General features: G+C 46.1%; 13 protein-coding genes, 1 tRNA gene, 2 rRNA genes, 1 other RNA gene and 1 other annotated feature. Of the genes, 15 read left to right on the top strand and 2 right to left on the bottom strand.

Annotated features, from left to right (window positions below; genetic code table 11):
- Nucleotides 1-145: 145 nt before the first annotated feature.
- Nucleotides 146-261: ribosomal RNA gene (rrf, locus tag C232_RS0116665) — 5S ribosomal RNA — on the top strand.
- 120 nt (nucleotides 262-381) lie between these two features.
- Here rrf and C232_RS0116660 read toward each other — a convergent pair.
- Nucleotides 382-1,344 (bottom strand): YaaC family protein, encoded by a 963-nt coding sequence (locus C232_RS0116660; protein WP_018665289.1) that lies wholly within the window; start codon nucleotides 1,342-1,344, stop codon nucleotides 382-384.
- 113 nt (nucleotides 1,345-1,457) lie between these two features.
- On the opposite strand from C232_RS0116660, the gene guaB reads away from it, so the two are divergent.
- From guaB to C232_RS0116625, 6 genes are all read left to right on the top strand, one after another.
- Nucleotides 1,458-2,924, top strand: coding sequence for an IMP dehydrogenase (gene guaB / locus C232_RS0116655; RefSeq protein ID WP_018665288.1), 1,467 nt, complete (start codon nucleotides 1,458-1,460; stop codon nucleotides 2,922-2,924).
- A gap of 146 nt (nucleotides 2,925-3,070) precedes the next feature.
- Complete coding sequence (locus C232_RS0116650) at nucleotides 3,071-4,393, top strand: serine hydrolase (protein WP_018665287.1); 1,323 nt, start codon at nucleotides 3,071-3,073, stop codon at nucleotides 4,391-4,393.
- Nucleotides 4,394-4,622: 229 nt separating this feature from the next.
- Nucleotides 4,623-5,504 carry a pyridoxal 5'-phosphate synthase lyase subunit PdxS gene (gene pdxS, locus C232_RS0116640; protein WP_018665285.1) on the top strand — a complete coding sequence of 294 codons (882 nt, stop codon included), beginning with the start codon at nucleotides 4,623-4,625 and terminating at the stop codon, nucleotides 5,502-5,504.
- A gap of 11 nt (nucleotides 5,505-5,515) precedes the next feature.
- Nucleotides 5,516-6,079: a pyridoxal 5'-phosphate synthase glutaminase subunit PdxT gene (gene pdxT, locus C232_RS0116635; protein WP_018665284.1), complete on the top strand. Its 564-nt coding sequence runs from the start codon at nucleotides 5,516-5,518 to the stop codon at nucleotides 6,077-6,079.
- Between the two features lie 64 nt (nucleotides 6,080-6,143).
- Nucleotides 6,144-6,366, top strand: a binding site (T-box leader).
- 57 nt (nucleotides 6,367-6,423) lie between these two features.
- Nucleotides 6,424-7,701 (top strand): serine--tRNA ligase, encoded by a 1,278-nt coding sequence (gene serS / locus C232_RS0116630; protein ID WP_018665283.1) that lies wholly within the window; start codon nucleotides 6,424-6,426, stop codon nucleotides 7,699-7,701.
- A 103-nt stretch (nucleotides 7,702-7,804) separates the two neighbouring features.
- A tRNA-Ser gene (locus tag C232_RS0116625) sits at nucleotides 7,805-7,897 on the top strand.
- Nucleotides 7,898-8,039: 142 nt separating this feature from the next.
- Here the strand turns inward: C232_RS0116625 and C232_RS0116615 are convergent.
- Nucleotides 8,040-9,335 carry a glycoside hydrolase family 18 protein gene (locus C232_RS0116615; RefSeq protein ID WP_018665282.1) on the bottom strand — a complete coding sequence of 432 codons (1,296 nt, stop codon included), beginning with the start codon at nucleotides 9,333-9,335 and terminating at the stop codon, nucleotides 8,040-8,042.
- A gap of 159 nt (nucleotides 9,336-9,494) precedes the next feature.
- Between C232_RS0116615 and tadA the strand changes: the two genes are divergently transcribed.
- The 8 genes from tadA to C232_RS0116570 all read left to right on the top strand — a co-directional run.
- On the top strand, nucleotides 9,495-9,980 hold the full coding sequence (gene tadA / locus C232_RS0116610; protein WP_051086253.1) for a tRNA adenosine(34) deaminase TadA: 486 nt from the start codon (nucleotides 9,495-9,497) through the stop codon (nucleotides 9,978-9,980).
- 88 nt (nucleotides 9,981-10,068) lie between these two features.
- Nucleotides 10,069-10,333, top strand: an RNA gene (gene ffs / locus C232_RS19635) — signal recognition particle sRNA large type.
- A gap of 259 nt (nucleotides 10,334-10,592) precedes the next feature.
- Nucleotides 10,593-12,284, top strand: a complete 1,692-nt coding sequence (dnaX, locus tag C232_RS0116600; RefSeq protein WP_018665279.1) for a DNA polymerase III subunit gamma/tau — start codon at nucleotides 10,593-10,595, stop codon at nucleotides 12,282-12,284.
- A gap of 15 nt (nucleotides 12,285-12,299) precedes the next feature.
- Nucleotides 12,300-12,617, top strand: a complete 318-nt coding sequence (locus C232_RS0116595; RefSeq protein WP_018665278.1) for a YbaB/EbfC family nucleoid-associated protein — start codon at nucleotides 12,300-12,302, stop codon at nucleotides 12,615-12,617.
- Nucleotides 12,618-12,630: 13 nt separating this feature from the next.
- Nucleotides 12,631-13,227 (top strand): recombination mediator RecR, encoded by a 597-nt coding sequence (recR, locus tag C232_RS0116590; protein ID WP_018665277.1) that lies wholly within the window; start codon nucleotides 12,631-12,633, stop codon nucleotides 13,225-13,227.
- Between the two features lie 13 nt (nucleotides 13,228-13,240).
- On the top strand, nucleotides 13,241-13,459 hold the full coding sequence (locus C232_RS0116585) for a YaaL family protein (RefSeq protein ID WP_018665276.1): 219 nt from the start codon (nucleotides 13,241-13,243) through the stop codon (nucleotides 13,457-13,459).
- An 81-nt stretch (nucleotides 13,460-13,540) separates the two neighbouring features.
- A complete protein-coding gene (locus tag C232_RS0116580; RefSeq protein ID WP_018665275.1) occupies nucleotides 13,541-13,810 on the top strand; it encodes a pro-sigmaK processing inhibitor BofA family protein in 270 nt (89 codons plus the stop codon).
- Between the two features lie 314 nt (nucleotides 13,811-14,124).
- Nucleotides 14,125-14,371: ribosomal RNA gene (locus C232_RS0116570) — 16S ribosomal RNA — on the top strand; the annotation flags it as partial.

Raw genomic sequence — 14,371 nt, 5'->3', positions numbered from 1 at the left:
GATGTTGACTTATCGGAGGGAGAAGACGGAGAAATACGCTAGCCGATAGGCGCTGGAGCTGGACAGTTTAGAAGTGCAATTCTTGGTTTTACCGTTTTTCTCCTATCCAGTTTTGAAGGAATACATCCTTTACAACTTAATACGGTCCGGCAATAATGGCGAGAAGGCCACACCCGTTTCCATCCCGAACACGGAAGTTAAGCTTCTCAGCGCCGATGGTAGTTGGGGGTTTCCCCCTGCGAGAGTAGGACGTTGCCGGGCAAATTAAAAGCCAGCTGAATCAGCTGGCTTTTTTGACTGCGTAAATATGAGGAATGATGAGATTTCAATTAAAATAGGCCAGGCATTGTGGAAAGCCGGTTGTGTGGCTTGTTATTCGTTTTAAGTTTCTGCGGAAATGGCTGGAGGAAAATCCCGGCTGCTGAGAAACTGCAAGCACATAAAGGGCCCCTTTTGCAAAGTTGTTTGCAAAAAGAGATGGATGGCAGGAAAGTCCGAGTTCTCCCGTTCTTTTAAGAATTCCGCCCACCACTCCGTTTCATAGCGGGAGATCATACTTAAATTGTATAAAAGCAAATAATGGATCAGCATATCGGGTAAACGCAGTTCCCTGTTCAATCTGACCGGAAGGCAGAATTTATTTTTAAAATAATGGAATCGAAACGGCGTCGTTAACAAGTGGCCCGCTGAAAAAGAAATGGCTTGTTCCTCGATTTTTAAGCCGCTTAATTGGTTTCGCAGTTTTTGTTCCAAAAACAGCGAAAAACGCGCTGCTGTCATATGGTAGTGATCCAATATCGTAAACGGAATCATATATTTGCCATGATCTTCTTCGACAAATATAAAATTTTGCCGGTGGGGGAAGACAAGATCAAGTTCAGGAACTTGCTCCAGCAAACTGTGCATCGCGTATTTATCCCCTTCCAAAGGCTGGAGGTGGAAAAGTTTATTTGCAATATGGGCGCATAATCCCATTTTTTGGATTTTGACTTCATCCTGGCTGAACCGGTAGTTTTGTTTTTTCTTTTTACGCGATGTCACGCCGTGTGCTAAAACTGCTGTCGTTTCAGGGTAGAGCGGATCGGCGGTCAACAAGCAGGCTTTCATTAAATGGGCAAAACCGTAAAAAAGAAGGACCGGCTGAATGGAAACAGGCGCCTCGTTTGCCTGCCGGTAATAGATTTCGGCGTGCTGCAAATAGTACATAAAGGGATAGCAGTTTTCATAGCTTTTTACCGAAGCATCCCCGCAATCAATCTGTCGGTAGCATTTGTTTAAGTAGGCTTGCGTATATTCGGCAGATTGAAACCGCAGGAGCTCGTTCCAATGGTTTGTTGCAAACAATCATTCGCCCTCCGAATTAACTGAATAGTTTTTTATGTCGTATTAACCTTGACAGTATTATATCCAATTGATAACCTACTAATAATATTTTTATCTGTTTAGGAGGGGTTCAGATGTGGGAATCAAAGTTCGTGAAAGAAGGATTAACATTCGATGATGTACTGCTGCTGCCGGCTCAATCGGAAGTTTTGCCAAAGGAAGTGGACACGAAAGTTACACTGACGGATACATTGAAATTGAATATCCCGATCATCAGCGCCGGCATGGACACGGTAACGGAAGCTGAAATGGCAATTTCAATGGCAAGGCAAGGCGGCTTGGGTATTATTCATAAAAATATGAGCATTGAACAGCAGGCAGAACAGGTGGATCGGGTAAAACGGTCGGAAAGCGGCGTCATTACCAATCCATTTTTTCTTACTCCGGATGAACAAGTGTTTTCTGCTGAACATTTAATGAGCAAATACCGGATTTCAGGCGTCCCGATTGTGAACAACCTGGAAGAACAGAAATTGGTCGGAATTCTTACTAATCGCGATATGAGGTTTATTGAAGATTATTCCATTCAAATTTCAGATGTCATGACGAGGGATAACCTTGTCACTGCACCTGTGGGAACAACATTAAAAGAAGCCGAGCAGCTTTTGCACCGCTATAAAATCGAAAAGCTTCCTTTAGTTGATGAGAATGGCGTGCTAAAGGGACTTATTACTATTAAAGATATTGAAAAAGTCATTGAGTTTCCGAATGCTGCAAAAGACCAGCACGGCCGGCTGCTGGTTGGGGCAGCGGTCGGGGTTACGAGTGATACAATGAAACGGGTTGAGATGCTGGTCAAGGCCAATGTGGATGTGATTGTGCTTGATACTGCACATGGCCATTCAAAAGGTGTTCTTGAAACGGTCTCAAAGATAAGGAATGCCTATCCTTCCTTAAATATAATTGCAGGAAATGTCGCCACAGCAGAAGGCACAAAAGCATTGATTGATGCAGGCGCGGATATTGTTAAAGTCGGGATCGGTCCAGGCTCAATTTGTACAACCCGTGTTGTTGCCGGTGTCGGGGTCCCGCAAATCACAGCTGTCTATGACTGCGCTACAGAGGCCAGAAAGTACGGAAAGGCCATTATTGCCGACGGGGGCATTAAGTATTCCGGAGATATGGTCAAAGCCCTTGCAGCGGGCGGACATGCCGTCATGCTGGGCAGTTTGCTGGCCGGAACTTCCGAAAGCCCGGGAGAAACCGAAATTTATCAAGGGAGGCAATATAAAGTCTACCGTGGAATGGGTTCGATCGCGGCAATGGAAAATGGGTCAAAAGACCGTTACTTCCAGGAAGACGTGAAGAAATTTGTACCTGAGGGGATCGAAGGACGGGTTCCGTTTAAAGGGTCGATCCAGGCGGTTATTTATCAACTGCTGGGCGGCTTGCGTTCCGGCATGGGCTATTGCGGTGCTAAAGATTTGGCTGCATTGCGGGAAGAAGCCCAATTTATCCGGATGACCGGAGCAGGATTACGGGAAAGCCATCCGCATGATGTCCAGATTACAAAAGAAGCACCGAATTATTCTCTGTCATAATTCCAAATTGCCTTTCTTGGCAGGAGTGCAATCTCAAGCCTCCTGCCAATTTTTATGTTTATTTCATGCCCCGGTTCATCTACTTTTTCAAACAGAACTATGTTAAAATAGGCAAAGTGTATACATATCATGATGGAGGGTTCAAAGTGAAGAAAAGGTTGCAAAAAATTGTATTCGTTTTTTTGGCAAGTTTGCTGGCTGCAGGTACTTTTCAATTGCCAAAAAAAGCTTATGCGCAGGATGATATAAATGTTCATGCAAAGGCGGCCATACTTGTTGAAGCAAGTACCGGGAAAATTTTGTATAAGAAAAATGCAGACCAGGCATTGGGAATTGCTTCCATGAGCAAAATGATGACCGAATATATATTATTAAAAGCGATCAAAGAAAAAAAGGTGTCATGGGATCAAAAGGTTACCATCAGTGATTATGCCTACAAAATTTCGCAAAACCGGGACTTGTCAAATGTGCCGTTACGGCAGGGCGGCAAGTATACCTTGAAAGAATTGTACGAAGCTATGGCAATCTATTCGGCGAACGGTGCAACGATTGCCATTGCAGAGGCGCTTGCCGGCTCGGAGTCCAATTTTCTGAATATGATGGACAAGCAGGCAAAAGCTTTCGGTTTAACCCATTATAAATTTGTCAATTCTAGCGGATTAAATAATGCGGATTTGCAGGGAATGCAGCCGGACAGAGGCGATGCAACGGAAGAAAACGCCATGTCAGCAAGATCAGCCGCAAAAGTAGCCTACCACTTAGTCAATGACTTTCCGGAAATGTTAAAGACATCCAGCATACCTGAAAAGAAATTTCGTCCCGGTACAAAAGACGAAATTGATATGAAAAACTGGAACTGGATGCTCCCGTCCCTCGTTTATGGAAAAGAAGGGGTGGACGGATTGAAAACCGGAACAACAGATTATGCAGGTTACTGTTTTACCGGAACAGCCGAACAAAACGGTATGCGCGTCATTACTGTTGTGCTTCATGCTACGAATGCGCAGGGAAAAGGCGGATATAAAGCCCGCTTTGATGAAACAAGCAAACTTATGGATTATGCGTTTAATAATTATTCTATGAAAACATTATATCCAAAGGGCTACTCGGTTAAAAACAAAAAGACAATTACGGTCAAGGCCGGAAAAGAAAAACAAGCCCCGATTGTAACAGAGGCACCGTTGAAAGCTCCCATCAAAAACGGTGAAAGCCATATGTACACGCCTGTTGTAAAACTCGAAAAACAGCAAATTAACGCGCCTGTAAAGAAGGGCACAAGCGTCGGTACATTGCTGGCCAAACATAAAGGCGGACAGGAGCCCGGCTATTTATACGGTCCGGATTCTCCACATGTGGATGTAGTCGTGAAGAATGGCGTTGAAAAAGCCAATTGGTTTGTCATGATGATGCGCGGCATCGGCGGCTTCTTCTCCGGCATTTGGTCACATACGGTCGGCAGCTGGTTTTAATCGGAAACAGGACAAGTCACCAATGCTTGTCCTGTTTCTTTGTTTTCCGCACTTTTTAAAACGGTCATCTATTTTGCATCTCTTTCCTTCCTTTCATTTATTTTTAAACAGAAAAGGCCGGCCGCCGGCATAGGAAATATTTTGCTCCTTGACAAGCGATACATTTTGGTGTTTATTTAAATTATTATACATATAAAAAGAATTCTAATTTTATAAAGGGGATTAAACGATGAAAACAGGAACAGATCTAGTGAAACGCGGCATGGCTGAAATGCAAAAGGGCGGAGTCATCATGGATGTGGTTAATGCCGAACAGGCGAAACTGGCTGAAGAAGCTGGTGCTGTAGCTGTTATGGCATTGGAACGCGTTCCATCTGATATCCGCAAAGCAGGCGGTGTTGCCCGTATGGCTGATCCGCGTATCGTGGAGGAAGTCATGGCGGCAGTCAGCATCCCGGTTATGGCGAAAGCAAGAATCGGCCACATTGTCGAAGCACGCGTGCTGGAAGCGATGGGCGTTGACTATATTGATGAGAGCGAAGTATTAACACCGGCTGATGAGGAATTCCATATCAACAAAAAGGAATATACCGTTCCATTTGTCTGCGGCTGCCGTGATTTGGGAGAAGCTGCCCGCCGTATCGGGGAAGGTGCATCCATGTTAAGGACAAAAGGTGAACCTGGAACCGGAAATATCGTCGAAGCTGTCCGGCATATGCGTAAAGTGAACGCCCAAGTCCGCAAAGTCGTGAATATGAGCGAAGACGAATTAATGACAGAAGCCAAACAATTGGGCGCCCCTTATGAAGTACTGCTGCAAATTAAACATGAAGGCAGGCTGCCGGTTGTGAACTTTGCTGCGGGCGGCGTGGCAACACCGGCAGATGCCGCACTGATGATGCAACTGGGTGCGGATGGCGTATTTGTCGGTTCAGGTATCTTCAAATCTGAAAATCCGGCAAAATTTGCAAAAGCCATTGTCCAGGCGACTACTCACTATCAGGACTATAAACGGATCGCAGAATTATCGAAAGATCTTGGAACGGCAATGAAAGGCCTTGAAATTTCAACATTACCTGCTGATATGAGAATGCAAGAACGCGGTTGGTAAGGAGAATCAACATGAAAAAAATTGGCGTATTGGGCCTGCAGGGGGCTGTCCGTGAACATATCCGGGCAGTCGAAAAATGCGGCGCCGAAGGGATAGTCATCAAAAGAAAAGAACAGCTGAACGAAATGGACGGCCTGATTTTACCAGGCGGTGAAAGTACGACGATGCGCAAGCTGATTGATACGTACGGTTTTATGGATGAATTGAGGCAGTTCGCTAAAAACGGCGGTCCGGTATTTGGGACATGTGCCGGCCTGATCCTGCTTGCCAGGCATATAGAAGGCCAGGATGATGCCCATATCGGCGCGATGGATATTACGGTTGCACGCAATTCGTTCGGGCGCCAGCGTGAAAGTTTTGAAGAAAACATCGGCATTCATCAGGTTGCACAAGATTTTCCGGCTGTTTTCATCCGTGCACCCCATATTGTTTCGGTTGCGGATCATGTGGAGGTCCTGGCTGAATGCCGCGGCAGGATTGTAGCGGTTCAGCAGGGAAAGATGCTGGGGTGTTCCTTCCATCCCGAACTGACAGATGACACGCGCATGACCGAATATTTTTTGAAAATGGTTTAAAATCATGGTATAGTGTATTGCAAATTGGATAAAATTGTAGTACATTAATGTGTAAATTAGACGTGAAAAATCTATGACAGGAACCAGTAGCAAAAAGAACTTCTTAAAGAGAGCCGGTGGCGGGTGGAAACCGGCGGAGGGCTTTTTGCGAATCCATCCTTGAGTGGGGTGCTGAAAAGATTGGCGAGTAGGCATTCCCGGGAATAAATCCCGTTATCCATGTAAAGTGGAAAACCAATTTGTGTTTTCAATTTGGGTGGCAACGCGGGTCAACTCCCGTCCCTTTTTCAGGGATGGGGGTTTTTTCTTTTGATGTGAATCTTTGCAAAAAGGAGACGGAAAGCATGTTAGATATTAAATTTTTACGGGCGAACTTTGATGAAGTAAAAAAAAGGATGCAGCACCGCGGGGAAGATCTGACCGATTTTGAAAAGTTTGGCGGCCTTGATAAAAAACGCCGTGAGCTCATCATGGAAACCGAAAACCTAAAGAGCAGGCGGAATGAAGTTTCACAGCAGGTTGCAGCTCTAAAACGCGAAAAAAAAGATGCAACACAGCTGATTGAACAGATGCGTGAAGTTGGCGATAAAATTAAGGGACTCGATGCAGAGCTCAGGAAAGTAGAAGAAGAATTGGAGTTGCTGATGTTATCGATCCCGAATATTCCGCATGAAAGTGTCCCGATCGGGGAAAGCGAGGATGATAATGTCGAAATCCGCAAATGGGGCGAAGTCCGGAATTTTGGCTTCGAACCGAAACCGCACTGGGATCTGGCCGCTGATTTAGGCATTTTAGACTTTGAAAAGGCTGCAAAGGTGACAGGTAGCCGCTTTGTATTTTATAAAGGCTTGGGTGCCCGCCTTGAACGCGCGCTTTATAATTTTATGCTGGATCTGCATGTAGAGGAACATGGTTATGAAGAAATTCTGCCGCCATACATGGTCAACCGTGCCAGCATGACCGGGACAGGGCAGCTCCCGAAATTCGAAGAAGATGCCTTTCGCGTTGAAAGCAAAGATTATTTTTTGATTCCGACAGCAGAAGTGCCGGTGACAAACTATCACCGCGATGAAATTTTAAACGGCGATGACCTTCCAATTAATTATGCGGCATTCAGTGCCTGCTTCCGCTCTGAAGCCGGTTCGGCCGGCCGCGATACGCGCGGTTTGATCCGCCAGCACCAGTTTAATAAGGTAGAGCTTGTAAAATTTGTGAAACCGGAAGATTCCTATGCAGAACTCGAGAAATTAACCGGCCATGCTGAAAAGGTGCTGCAGCTGCTGGGCCTGCCTTATCACGTCATGAGCATGTGCACAGCTGACCTCGGTTTCACGGCAGCGAAAAAATACGATATCGAAGTTTGGCTGCCAAGCTCTGATACGTACCGTGAAATCTCTTCCTGCAGTAACTTCGAGGCATTTCAGGCAAGGCGCGCCAACATTCGTTTCCGCAGAGAGCCGAACGCAAAGCCGGAACATGTCCATACATTAAATGGTTCCGGGCTTGCAATTGGGCGCACAGTTGCAGCGGTGCTTGAAAACTATCAGCAGGAAGACGGCAGTGTTGTGATTCCTGAAGTGCTCCGCCCGTATATGCGCGTAGACGTCATTCGGCCGAAATAAAGTGGATACCCGGCGCCCGTTTTGAAAGCGGGTGCCGGGATTCTTTTTGAAATTGTTCTTGACTTAAAACGTGGCGGCAGGTTATAATCTTTTTTGTCAGTATGGAGGAATACCCAAGTCCGGCTGAAGGGATCGGTCTTGAAAACCGACAGGCGGGTTACACCGCGCGGGGGTTCGAATCCCTCTTCCTCCGCCATCTTACTTAAAAACAAACACGCATAAAATATTGGAGATTGAAAGGCCCGTTACATCTTGTAGCGGGTTTTTTGTATGGAAAAAGGCATCCGGCCGGGCTGCCATTTTATCCGGATTATCTTTCCTTCATGTGAATGCGCTGCCTATGATGAAGGGCGTTTGGCAACGTTAAAATTACCGGCAATTAAGAGCCAGTTTTGCGGAAAAGCGAGGCCAAGCTTCCAGTAGCTCATGCCCCTTAGCCCGAGTTCCTTAATCAGATTAAACTTTGCCTGGATGGAGCGGGCATCTTCAAACCAGACCTTATGCTGGCGGTCATTTTCATCCGTATAATCAAAATGGGGCGCCTGTGACCTTTCGTCATACTGGATTGGCACATTGTTACGGGCAGCTAAGCGGATGGCCTGCTGCGGGCTGACTGCTCTTGCAGTATCACGGCCGGGCGTAAACGGTAGCGTCCAGTCGTAGCCGTACAAATTCTGCCCCATCAAAATTTTGTCTGCGGGAATTTCAGTGACTGCATAGCGCAATACATCGCGGACCGGCCCAATCGGTGAAACTGCCATCGGAGGCCCGCCGCTGTATCCCCATTCGTATGTCATGATGACCACAAAATCAACAATCCGGCCGTGTGCTTGATAGTCATGTGCCTCATACCAGCGCCCGGCCTGCCCTGCGCTTGTTTTTGGCGCCAATGCCGTGGAAAGCAGCCAGCCTTCCTGACTGAAACGGGCTTTTGCTGTGCGCAAAAATTGGTTATATGCTTCACGGTCTTCCGGGAACAAATATTCAAAGTCAAAATGAATATCGCGGAAACCCAATCTTCTTGCCGTAGTGACAATCTGGTCCAGAAAACGGTTTTGGACCGTTTCATTGGTCAGCAGTATATGGCCCAGCTCCCCGCTGAACTGGCCGCTTTCCTGGTTATGGATCGTCATGATTAAAATGACATTTTGCGCATTTGCGATTGCATACAAATTCCCCAGCGGCGGGGCAACCAGGGTGCCGTCCCGGTTCACGCGAAAAGCAAACGGAGATAAATAAGTTAAATACGGGGCTGCTTTTCTTGCACTCGTTTCCAGCTGCCTGGAAACCGTTTCCCCGAACGGCTCAACATAGGCATTGAATTCTGCGCGCCGTTTTGTTTGCTCAGGAATATACAGGCGCAAACCGACCTGGAGCACTTGGTTAGGAGTAATGCCATTGATGCGGGCAAGTTCCTGGTAGGAAAGCCCGAATCTTTGTGCAATCGCAAATAAGCTGTCGCCAGGCCTCACCCAATAAAAACTGCCGACAATCGGAATCACGATCGCCTGCCCAATCACAAGCTCCGACGGGTTTGGAATTTCATTTGCGGAAATGATTTCGGTTGCTGCAACGCTGTACCTTTGCGCAATGGCTGCTATCGTATCGTTTCTTTCCACAACATGTATTTGCAAAAGGATCCCTCCTCAGTAAGCATTCGTTACGATTAAATTTATGCCGGTTAACGGCTATACATGTTATTTTTCAGGCTGATTGTGTTAGGATATAAATAACTGTAATGATGCGAAGGAGTTTTTGGTGTGGAAGCGAACGTGAACCGGGATGAATACTATATGCGCTTAGCAATAGAGGAAGCAGCGAAAGCGGAAGGAAAAAATGAGGTGCCAATCGGGGCGGTCATTGTTCTAAACAGAAAAGTAATCGCAGCAGCCCATAACTTACGGGAAACCACGCAAAACGCGTGCGCCCATGCGGAACTTCTGGCCATTGAAAAAGCGTGCGAAACGATTGGATCATGGCGTTTGGAAGATACCGAGCTGTATGTGACGCTTGAACCATGCCCGATGTGCAGCGGCGCCATCCTGCTGTCACGCATCAAGCGTGTTGTTTACGGGGCAAAGGATGCAAAAGCGGGTTGTGCGGGTACATTGATGAATCTATTGCAGGACGGCCGCTTTAATCATAAAAGTGAAGTCGCAAGCGGCGTGTTGGAAGAGGAATGCGGTAAACTGCTAAGCTCGTTTTTCCGGTCGTTGAGAGAAAGAAAAAAGCAACAAAAAACGATTGCCCGCGGAAGTGGAACGATTCCCACAAATTAACAGGCGGCCAGAGATTGCATTTTTTAAAAAAGACATGTATACTAGGTTATGCGTTAGTTAATAACGCTTGATTCAGGTATCAACTTTGCCGCGCTAGGTGGGGAGGCAGCGGTGCCCTGTACCCGCAATCCGCTCCAGCGGGACTGAATTCCTTTTTGAGGCTGGCTTCTTGTAGGGTCTGCCTTAAGTAAGTGGTGTTGACGCTTGGGTCCTGCGCAATGGAACTCCGCGAACCATGTCAGGTCCGGAAGGAAGCAGCATTAAGTGGATACTTCCATGTGCCGCAGGGCAGCCTGAGCTGAGCTAACTGCTTAAGTAACGCTTATGAGAGTCAGTCGAGAAAAGGTGCGCGGCTTTCATTACATAAATAAAAAACTCATCCTTCAAAGGATGAGTTTTTTGCAATTCAGAAATATTTTTACCGGCGTGTTACAGGCGGCAGGCAATGCCGGAATTTTAAAAAGCATGAAAAGATCATCGTACCATTTTCAGAACTGTGATTGAAATGATAGATGTAAAAAAGCTCTTCCTAAGGTATAATAAAAGAAATGACGGAAACGGAATAAACCAGGGTTCACTGGGTGTTTAAAATATTGACCGGGAGGGTTGGCAATGGCTTATCAGGCGTTATACCGGGTATGGCGGCCCCAGCAATTTGCAGATGTAGTCGGGCAGGAGCATGTCACAAAAACATTGCAGCATGCGCTCCTGCAGCAGAAAACAACGCATGCTTACCTTTTCACCGGCCCCCGCGGTACCGGGAAAACAAGTGCGGCGAAAATTTTGGCGAAAGCGGTCAACTGCGAACGGGCGCCGGTTGGGGAACCGTGCAATGAATGTGCAGCCTGCAGGGGCATCACAGACGGCACGATTCCCGATGTGATTGAAATCGATGCGGCATCCAACACCGGTGTCGATGATATCCGCGATATCCGTGATAAAGTAAAATATGCGCCAAGTGCTGTGAAATATAAAGTGTATATTATCGATGAAGTTCATATGCTATCTATTGGGGCATTTAATGCACTTCTGAAAACACTGGAGGAACCCCCGAAGCATGTCATTTTTATTTTGGCAACAACTGAACCGCACAAAATTCCGCTGACAATTGTTTCAAGATGCCAGCGCTTCGATTTTAAACGGATTACGTCCCGCGACATTATGAAGCGGCTTTCCTATATCGCCGGACAGACCGGGATTGCATATGATGAGCAGGCGCTGAATATCATAGCCCACGCTGCAGAAGGCGGTATGCGGGATGCTCTGAGCTTACTTGACCAGGCAGTATCCTTCAGCGAAGGAAAAGTAAGCGTGAAGGATGCCTTAACGGTAACCGGCTCCATCTCGCAAAATTATTTCACGGAGCTTGCCTGGGCGATCCAAAAAAAGGATGTTGCAAAAGCTTTGGAAGTACTTGGCGGACTTCTTCAGCAAGGAAAAGATGCAACACGGCTCATTGAAGACTTCATCCTCTATTACCGGGATATGCTCCTCTATAAAACAGCCCCGCAAATCGAAGAAGCCATTGAAAAAGTTTTTGCCGATGAGGAAATGAAAGAAATCAGCAGCCAAATTTCAACCGATGAAATTTACCAGTACATCGATATTTTGAACCGGGCACAGCAGGATATGAGATTCTCAAACCTGGCACGCATTTATTTGGAAGTGGCTTTTATTAAGCTTTGTGAAGTGAAAACTTCCGCCCGGCCGCAAAACGATCTTGTAGAAAAATTATCGTTGAAAGTGGAACAATTGGAAGAAGAAATTCAGTCGCTGAAGCAAAACGGTCTGCCGCGTGTGGAACAGGCAGAAACAAAACCACAGCAGGCCCCGAAAAAAATTCCGCGCGCTTCGAAAGGTTTTAAGGTACAAGTCGGACGGATTCATGATATATTAAGAGAAGCAACCAAACAAGACCTCAATTTAATCAAAAGCCGTTGGAATGATATGATTGAAACACTGAACAGCAGGCAAATGCGCTCCCAATCGGCACTGTTAAATGAAGCGGAACCGGTTGCGGCATCTGCACATGCTTTTGTGATTAAATTTAAATACGAAATTCACTGCCAGATGGCGATGGAAAACCAGAAATTTCTACATGCCATTACATCGATACTAGGGGAATTAACGGGCAGAGAATATCAGGCGGCAGGCGTCCCTGAGGGTGAGTGGAATACCATCAGAGAAGACTATATCCACCACCATAAAGAGGAAGATACGGACGAAGAAAAAGTCCCGGAAGATCCGCTGATTTCAGAAGCCATTAAGTTAGTGGGCTCTGATCTCATTGAAATTAAAGACTAAACTGGAGGGTTTTAAATGCGTGGAATGGGAAATATGCAAAATATGATGAAACAAATGCAAAAAATGCAAAAGAAAATGGCGGAAGCCCAGGAGGAACTCGGCGAAAAGAAAATTGAAGGGACAGCCGGGGGCGGTATGGTTACTGTAGTCGTTTCGGGCCATAAAAAAATCCTTGAAGTACGGATCAAAGAAGAAGTCGTCGATCCGGAAGACATTGAAATGCTTCAGGATTTGGTGCTTGCCGCAACAAATGACGCACTTACGAAGGCGGAGGAATTATCCAATGAAACGATGGGACAATTTACAAAAGGTTTAAACATTCCGGGTTTTTAAAGGTGGAACAACAATGCAATATCCTGAACCGATTACAAAACTAATGGATAGTTTTATGAAACTGCCAGGGATTGGGCCGAAAACTGCGGCCCGACTGGCATTTTTTGTTCTGGACATGAAAGAAGATACCGTACTCGGGTTTGCGAAGGCCCTGGTCGATGCAAAACGGGACCTTACATATTGCTCCGTATGCGGCCATATCACAGAGCAGGATCCTTGTTATATATGCAGCGACCCGCGCCGGGACCGGAGTATCGTTTGTGTAGTCCAGGAACCGAAAGATGTCATTGCCATGGAAAAAATGAAAGAGTATAACGGCCTGTACCATGTTTTGCATGGGGCGATTTCGCCGATGGATGGAATCGGCCCTGAGGATATCAGAGTGCCGGAACTGCTGAAACGCCTGCAGGATGAAACCGTCCAGGAGGTCATTCTTGCGACCAATCCAAATATCGAAGGGGAAGCCACAGCCATGTATATTTCGCGCCTGTTAAAACCAACCGGCATTAAAGTCACACGGATTGCACACGGATTGCCGGTCGGCGGTGATTTGGAATACGCCGATGAAGTCACGCTGTCGAAAGCAATGGAAGGAAGAAGAGAAATTTAACTGTACGAGGTGCATGACATTGTTTAGTAAAAAACAAAAGCTGCGAAAAGAATACGATGCGCTGCTGCTGGATTTAGTGGCACAGGCGAAAAACGATTGGCTCCAGCATAACACGCTGCAAAATATGAGCTTTGAATTTAATGAAGAATTGTACTACCGTTCAAAAATTGCTGAAGCCGAGTATATCTTTCTTTTCCGTGAAGTAAAAAGAAGAAAAATCCGTCTGCAATAACATGCCCTTCCTGTTTGGAGTTCTTTATTGGACAACTTCTTCATAAAATAGCTTCAGGCAGGGAAAGCGGGGTGAACGATTATGAACTCGGCAGTTATTATCATTGCGATTATTAGCCTGATTCTTCTCCTTTTGTTATCTGCAGCCATTACCAAACCAGTCCGCTGGGCCGGACGGCTGTGTATAAAAATGATTATCGGGGCAGTACTCCTTTTCTTCCTGAACCAGTTTGGCGGCCATTACGGACTGCATATTCCGATCAATTTGGCGACCGTCTCCGTTTCCGGCATACTCGGTATCCCCGGTATCATTAGTCTCGCTGTTATCCAAACATGGATTTTGCCATCATGATACATGGGCCGCGCAATGGAAAAAAGCTGCAAAGCACGCTTCTTTTCCATTGCATTTCTTTTATAAGTGGTGCACATATAAAGGCCGGGTTGAAAATCAGTTATTTTTTTAAAAAAGATGTTGACTAGTAACCAGCTTCATAATATAATGGATTTTGTCGTTATTGAGGTTATCCTTTCTGCAAAAAAAGATGTTGACACGGTAGCTGATATGCGATATAATATAAAAGTCGCTAAAAAAACAAAGCGATTGTTCCTTGAAAACTGAACAAAACAAAACTTCAATGTTTATTTTATGAGCTTTTATCAAACATCTTTATGGAGAGTTTGATCCTGGCTCAGGACGAACGCTGGCGGCGTGCCTAATACATGCAAGTCGAGCGGACTCTTTAGAAGCTTGCTTTTAAAGAGTCAGCGGCGGACGGGTGAGTAACACGTGGGTAACCTGCCTGTAAGACTGGGATAACTCCGGGAAACCGGGGCTAATACCGGATAAGTTTTTCCTTCGCATGGAGGAAAAATAAAAGATGGCTTTTGCTATCACTTACAGATGGACCCGCGG

The sequence above is a fragment of the Heyndrickxia acidiproducens DSM 23148 genome, assembly GCF_000374345.1.
Lineage (GTDB): Bacteria > Bacillota > Bacilli > Bacillales > Bacillaceae_C > Weizmannia > Weizmannia acidiproducens.
The sequence above is the reverse complement of the archived record's forward strand: the minus strand, read 5'-3'. Positions and strand labels throughout refer to the sequence as shown.

Bases quoted from the DNA above. Each gene is read 5' to 3' on its own strand.
- guaB (WP_018665288.1), top strand. From the start codon at position 1,458: ATGTGGGAATCAAAGTTCGTGAAAGAAGGATTAACATTCGATGATGTA.
- pdxS (WP_018665285.1), top strand. From the start codon at position 4,623: ATGAAAACAGGAACAGATCTAGTGAAACGCGGCATGGCTGAAATGCAA.
- pdxT (WP_018665284.1), top strand. From the start codon at position 5,516: ATGAAAAAAATTGGCGTATTGGGCCTGCAGGGGGCTGTCCGTGAACAT.
- serS (WP_018665283.1), top strand. From the start codon at position 6,424: ATGTTAGATATTAAATTTTTACGGGCGAACTTTGATGAAGTAAAAAAA.
- tadA (WP_051086253.1), top strand. From the start codon at position 9,495: ATGCGCTTAGCAATAGAGGAAGCAGCGAAAGCGGAAGGAAAAAATGAG.
- dnaX (WP_018665279.1), top strand. From the start codon at position 10,593: ATGGCTTATCAGGCGTTATACCGGGTATGGCGGCCCCAGCAATTTGCA.
- C232_RS0116595 (WP_018665278.1), top strand. From the start codon at position 12,300: ATGCGTGGAATGGGAAATATGCAAAATATGATGAAACAAATGCAAAAA.
- recR (WP_018665277.1), top strand. From the start codon at position 12,631: ATGCAATATCCTGAACCGATTACAAAACTAATGGATAGTTTTATGAAA.
- C232_RS0116585 (WP_018665276.1), top strand. From the start codon at position 13,241: ATGACATTGTTTAGTAAAAAACAAAAGCTGCGAAAAGAATACGATGCG.
- C232_RS0116580 (WP_018665275.1), top strand. From the start codon at position 13,541: ATGAACTCGGCAGTTATTATCATTGCGATTATTAGCCTGATTCTTCTC.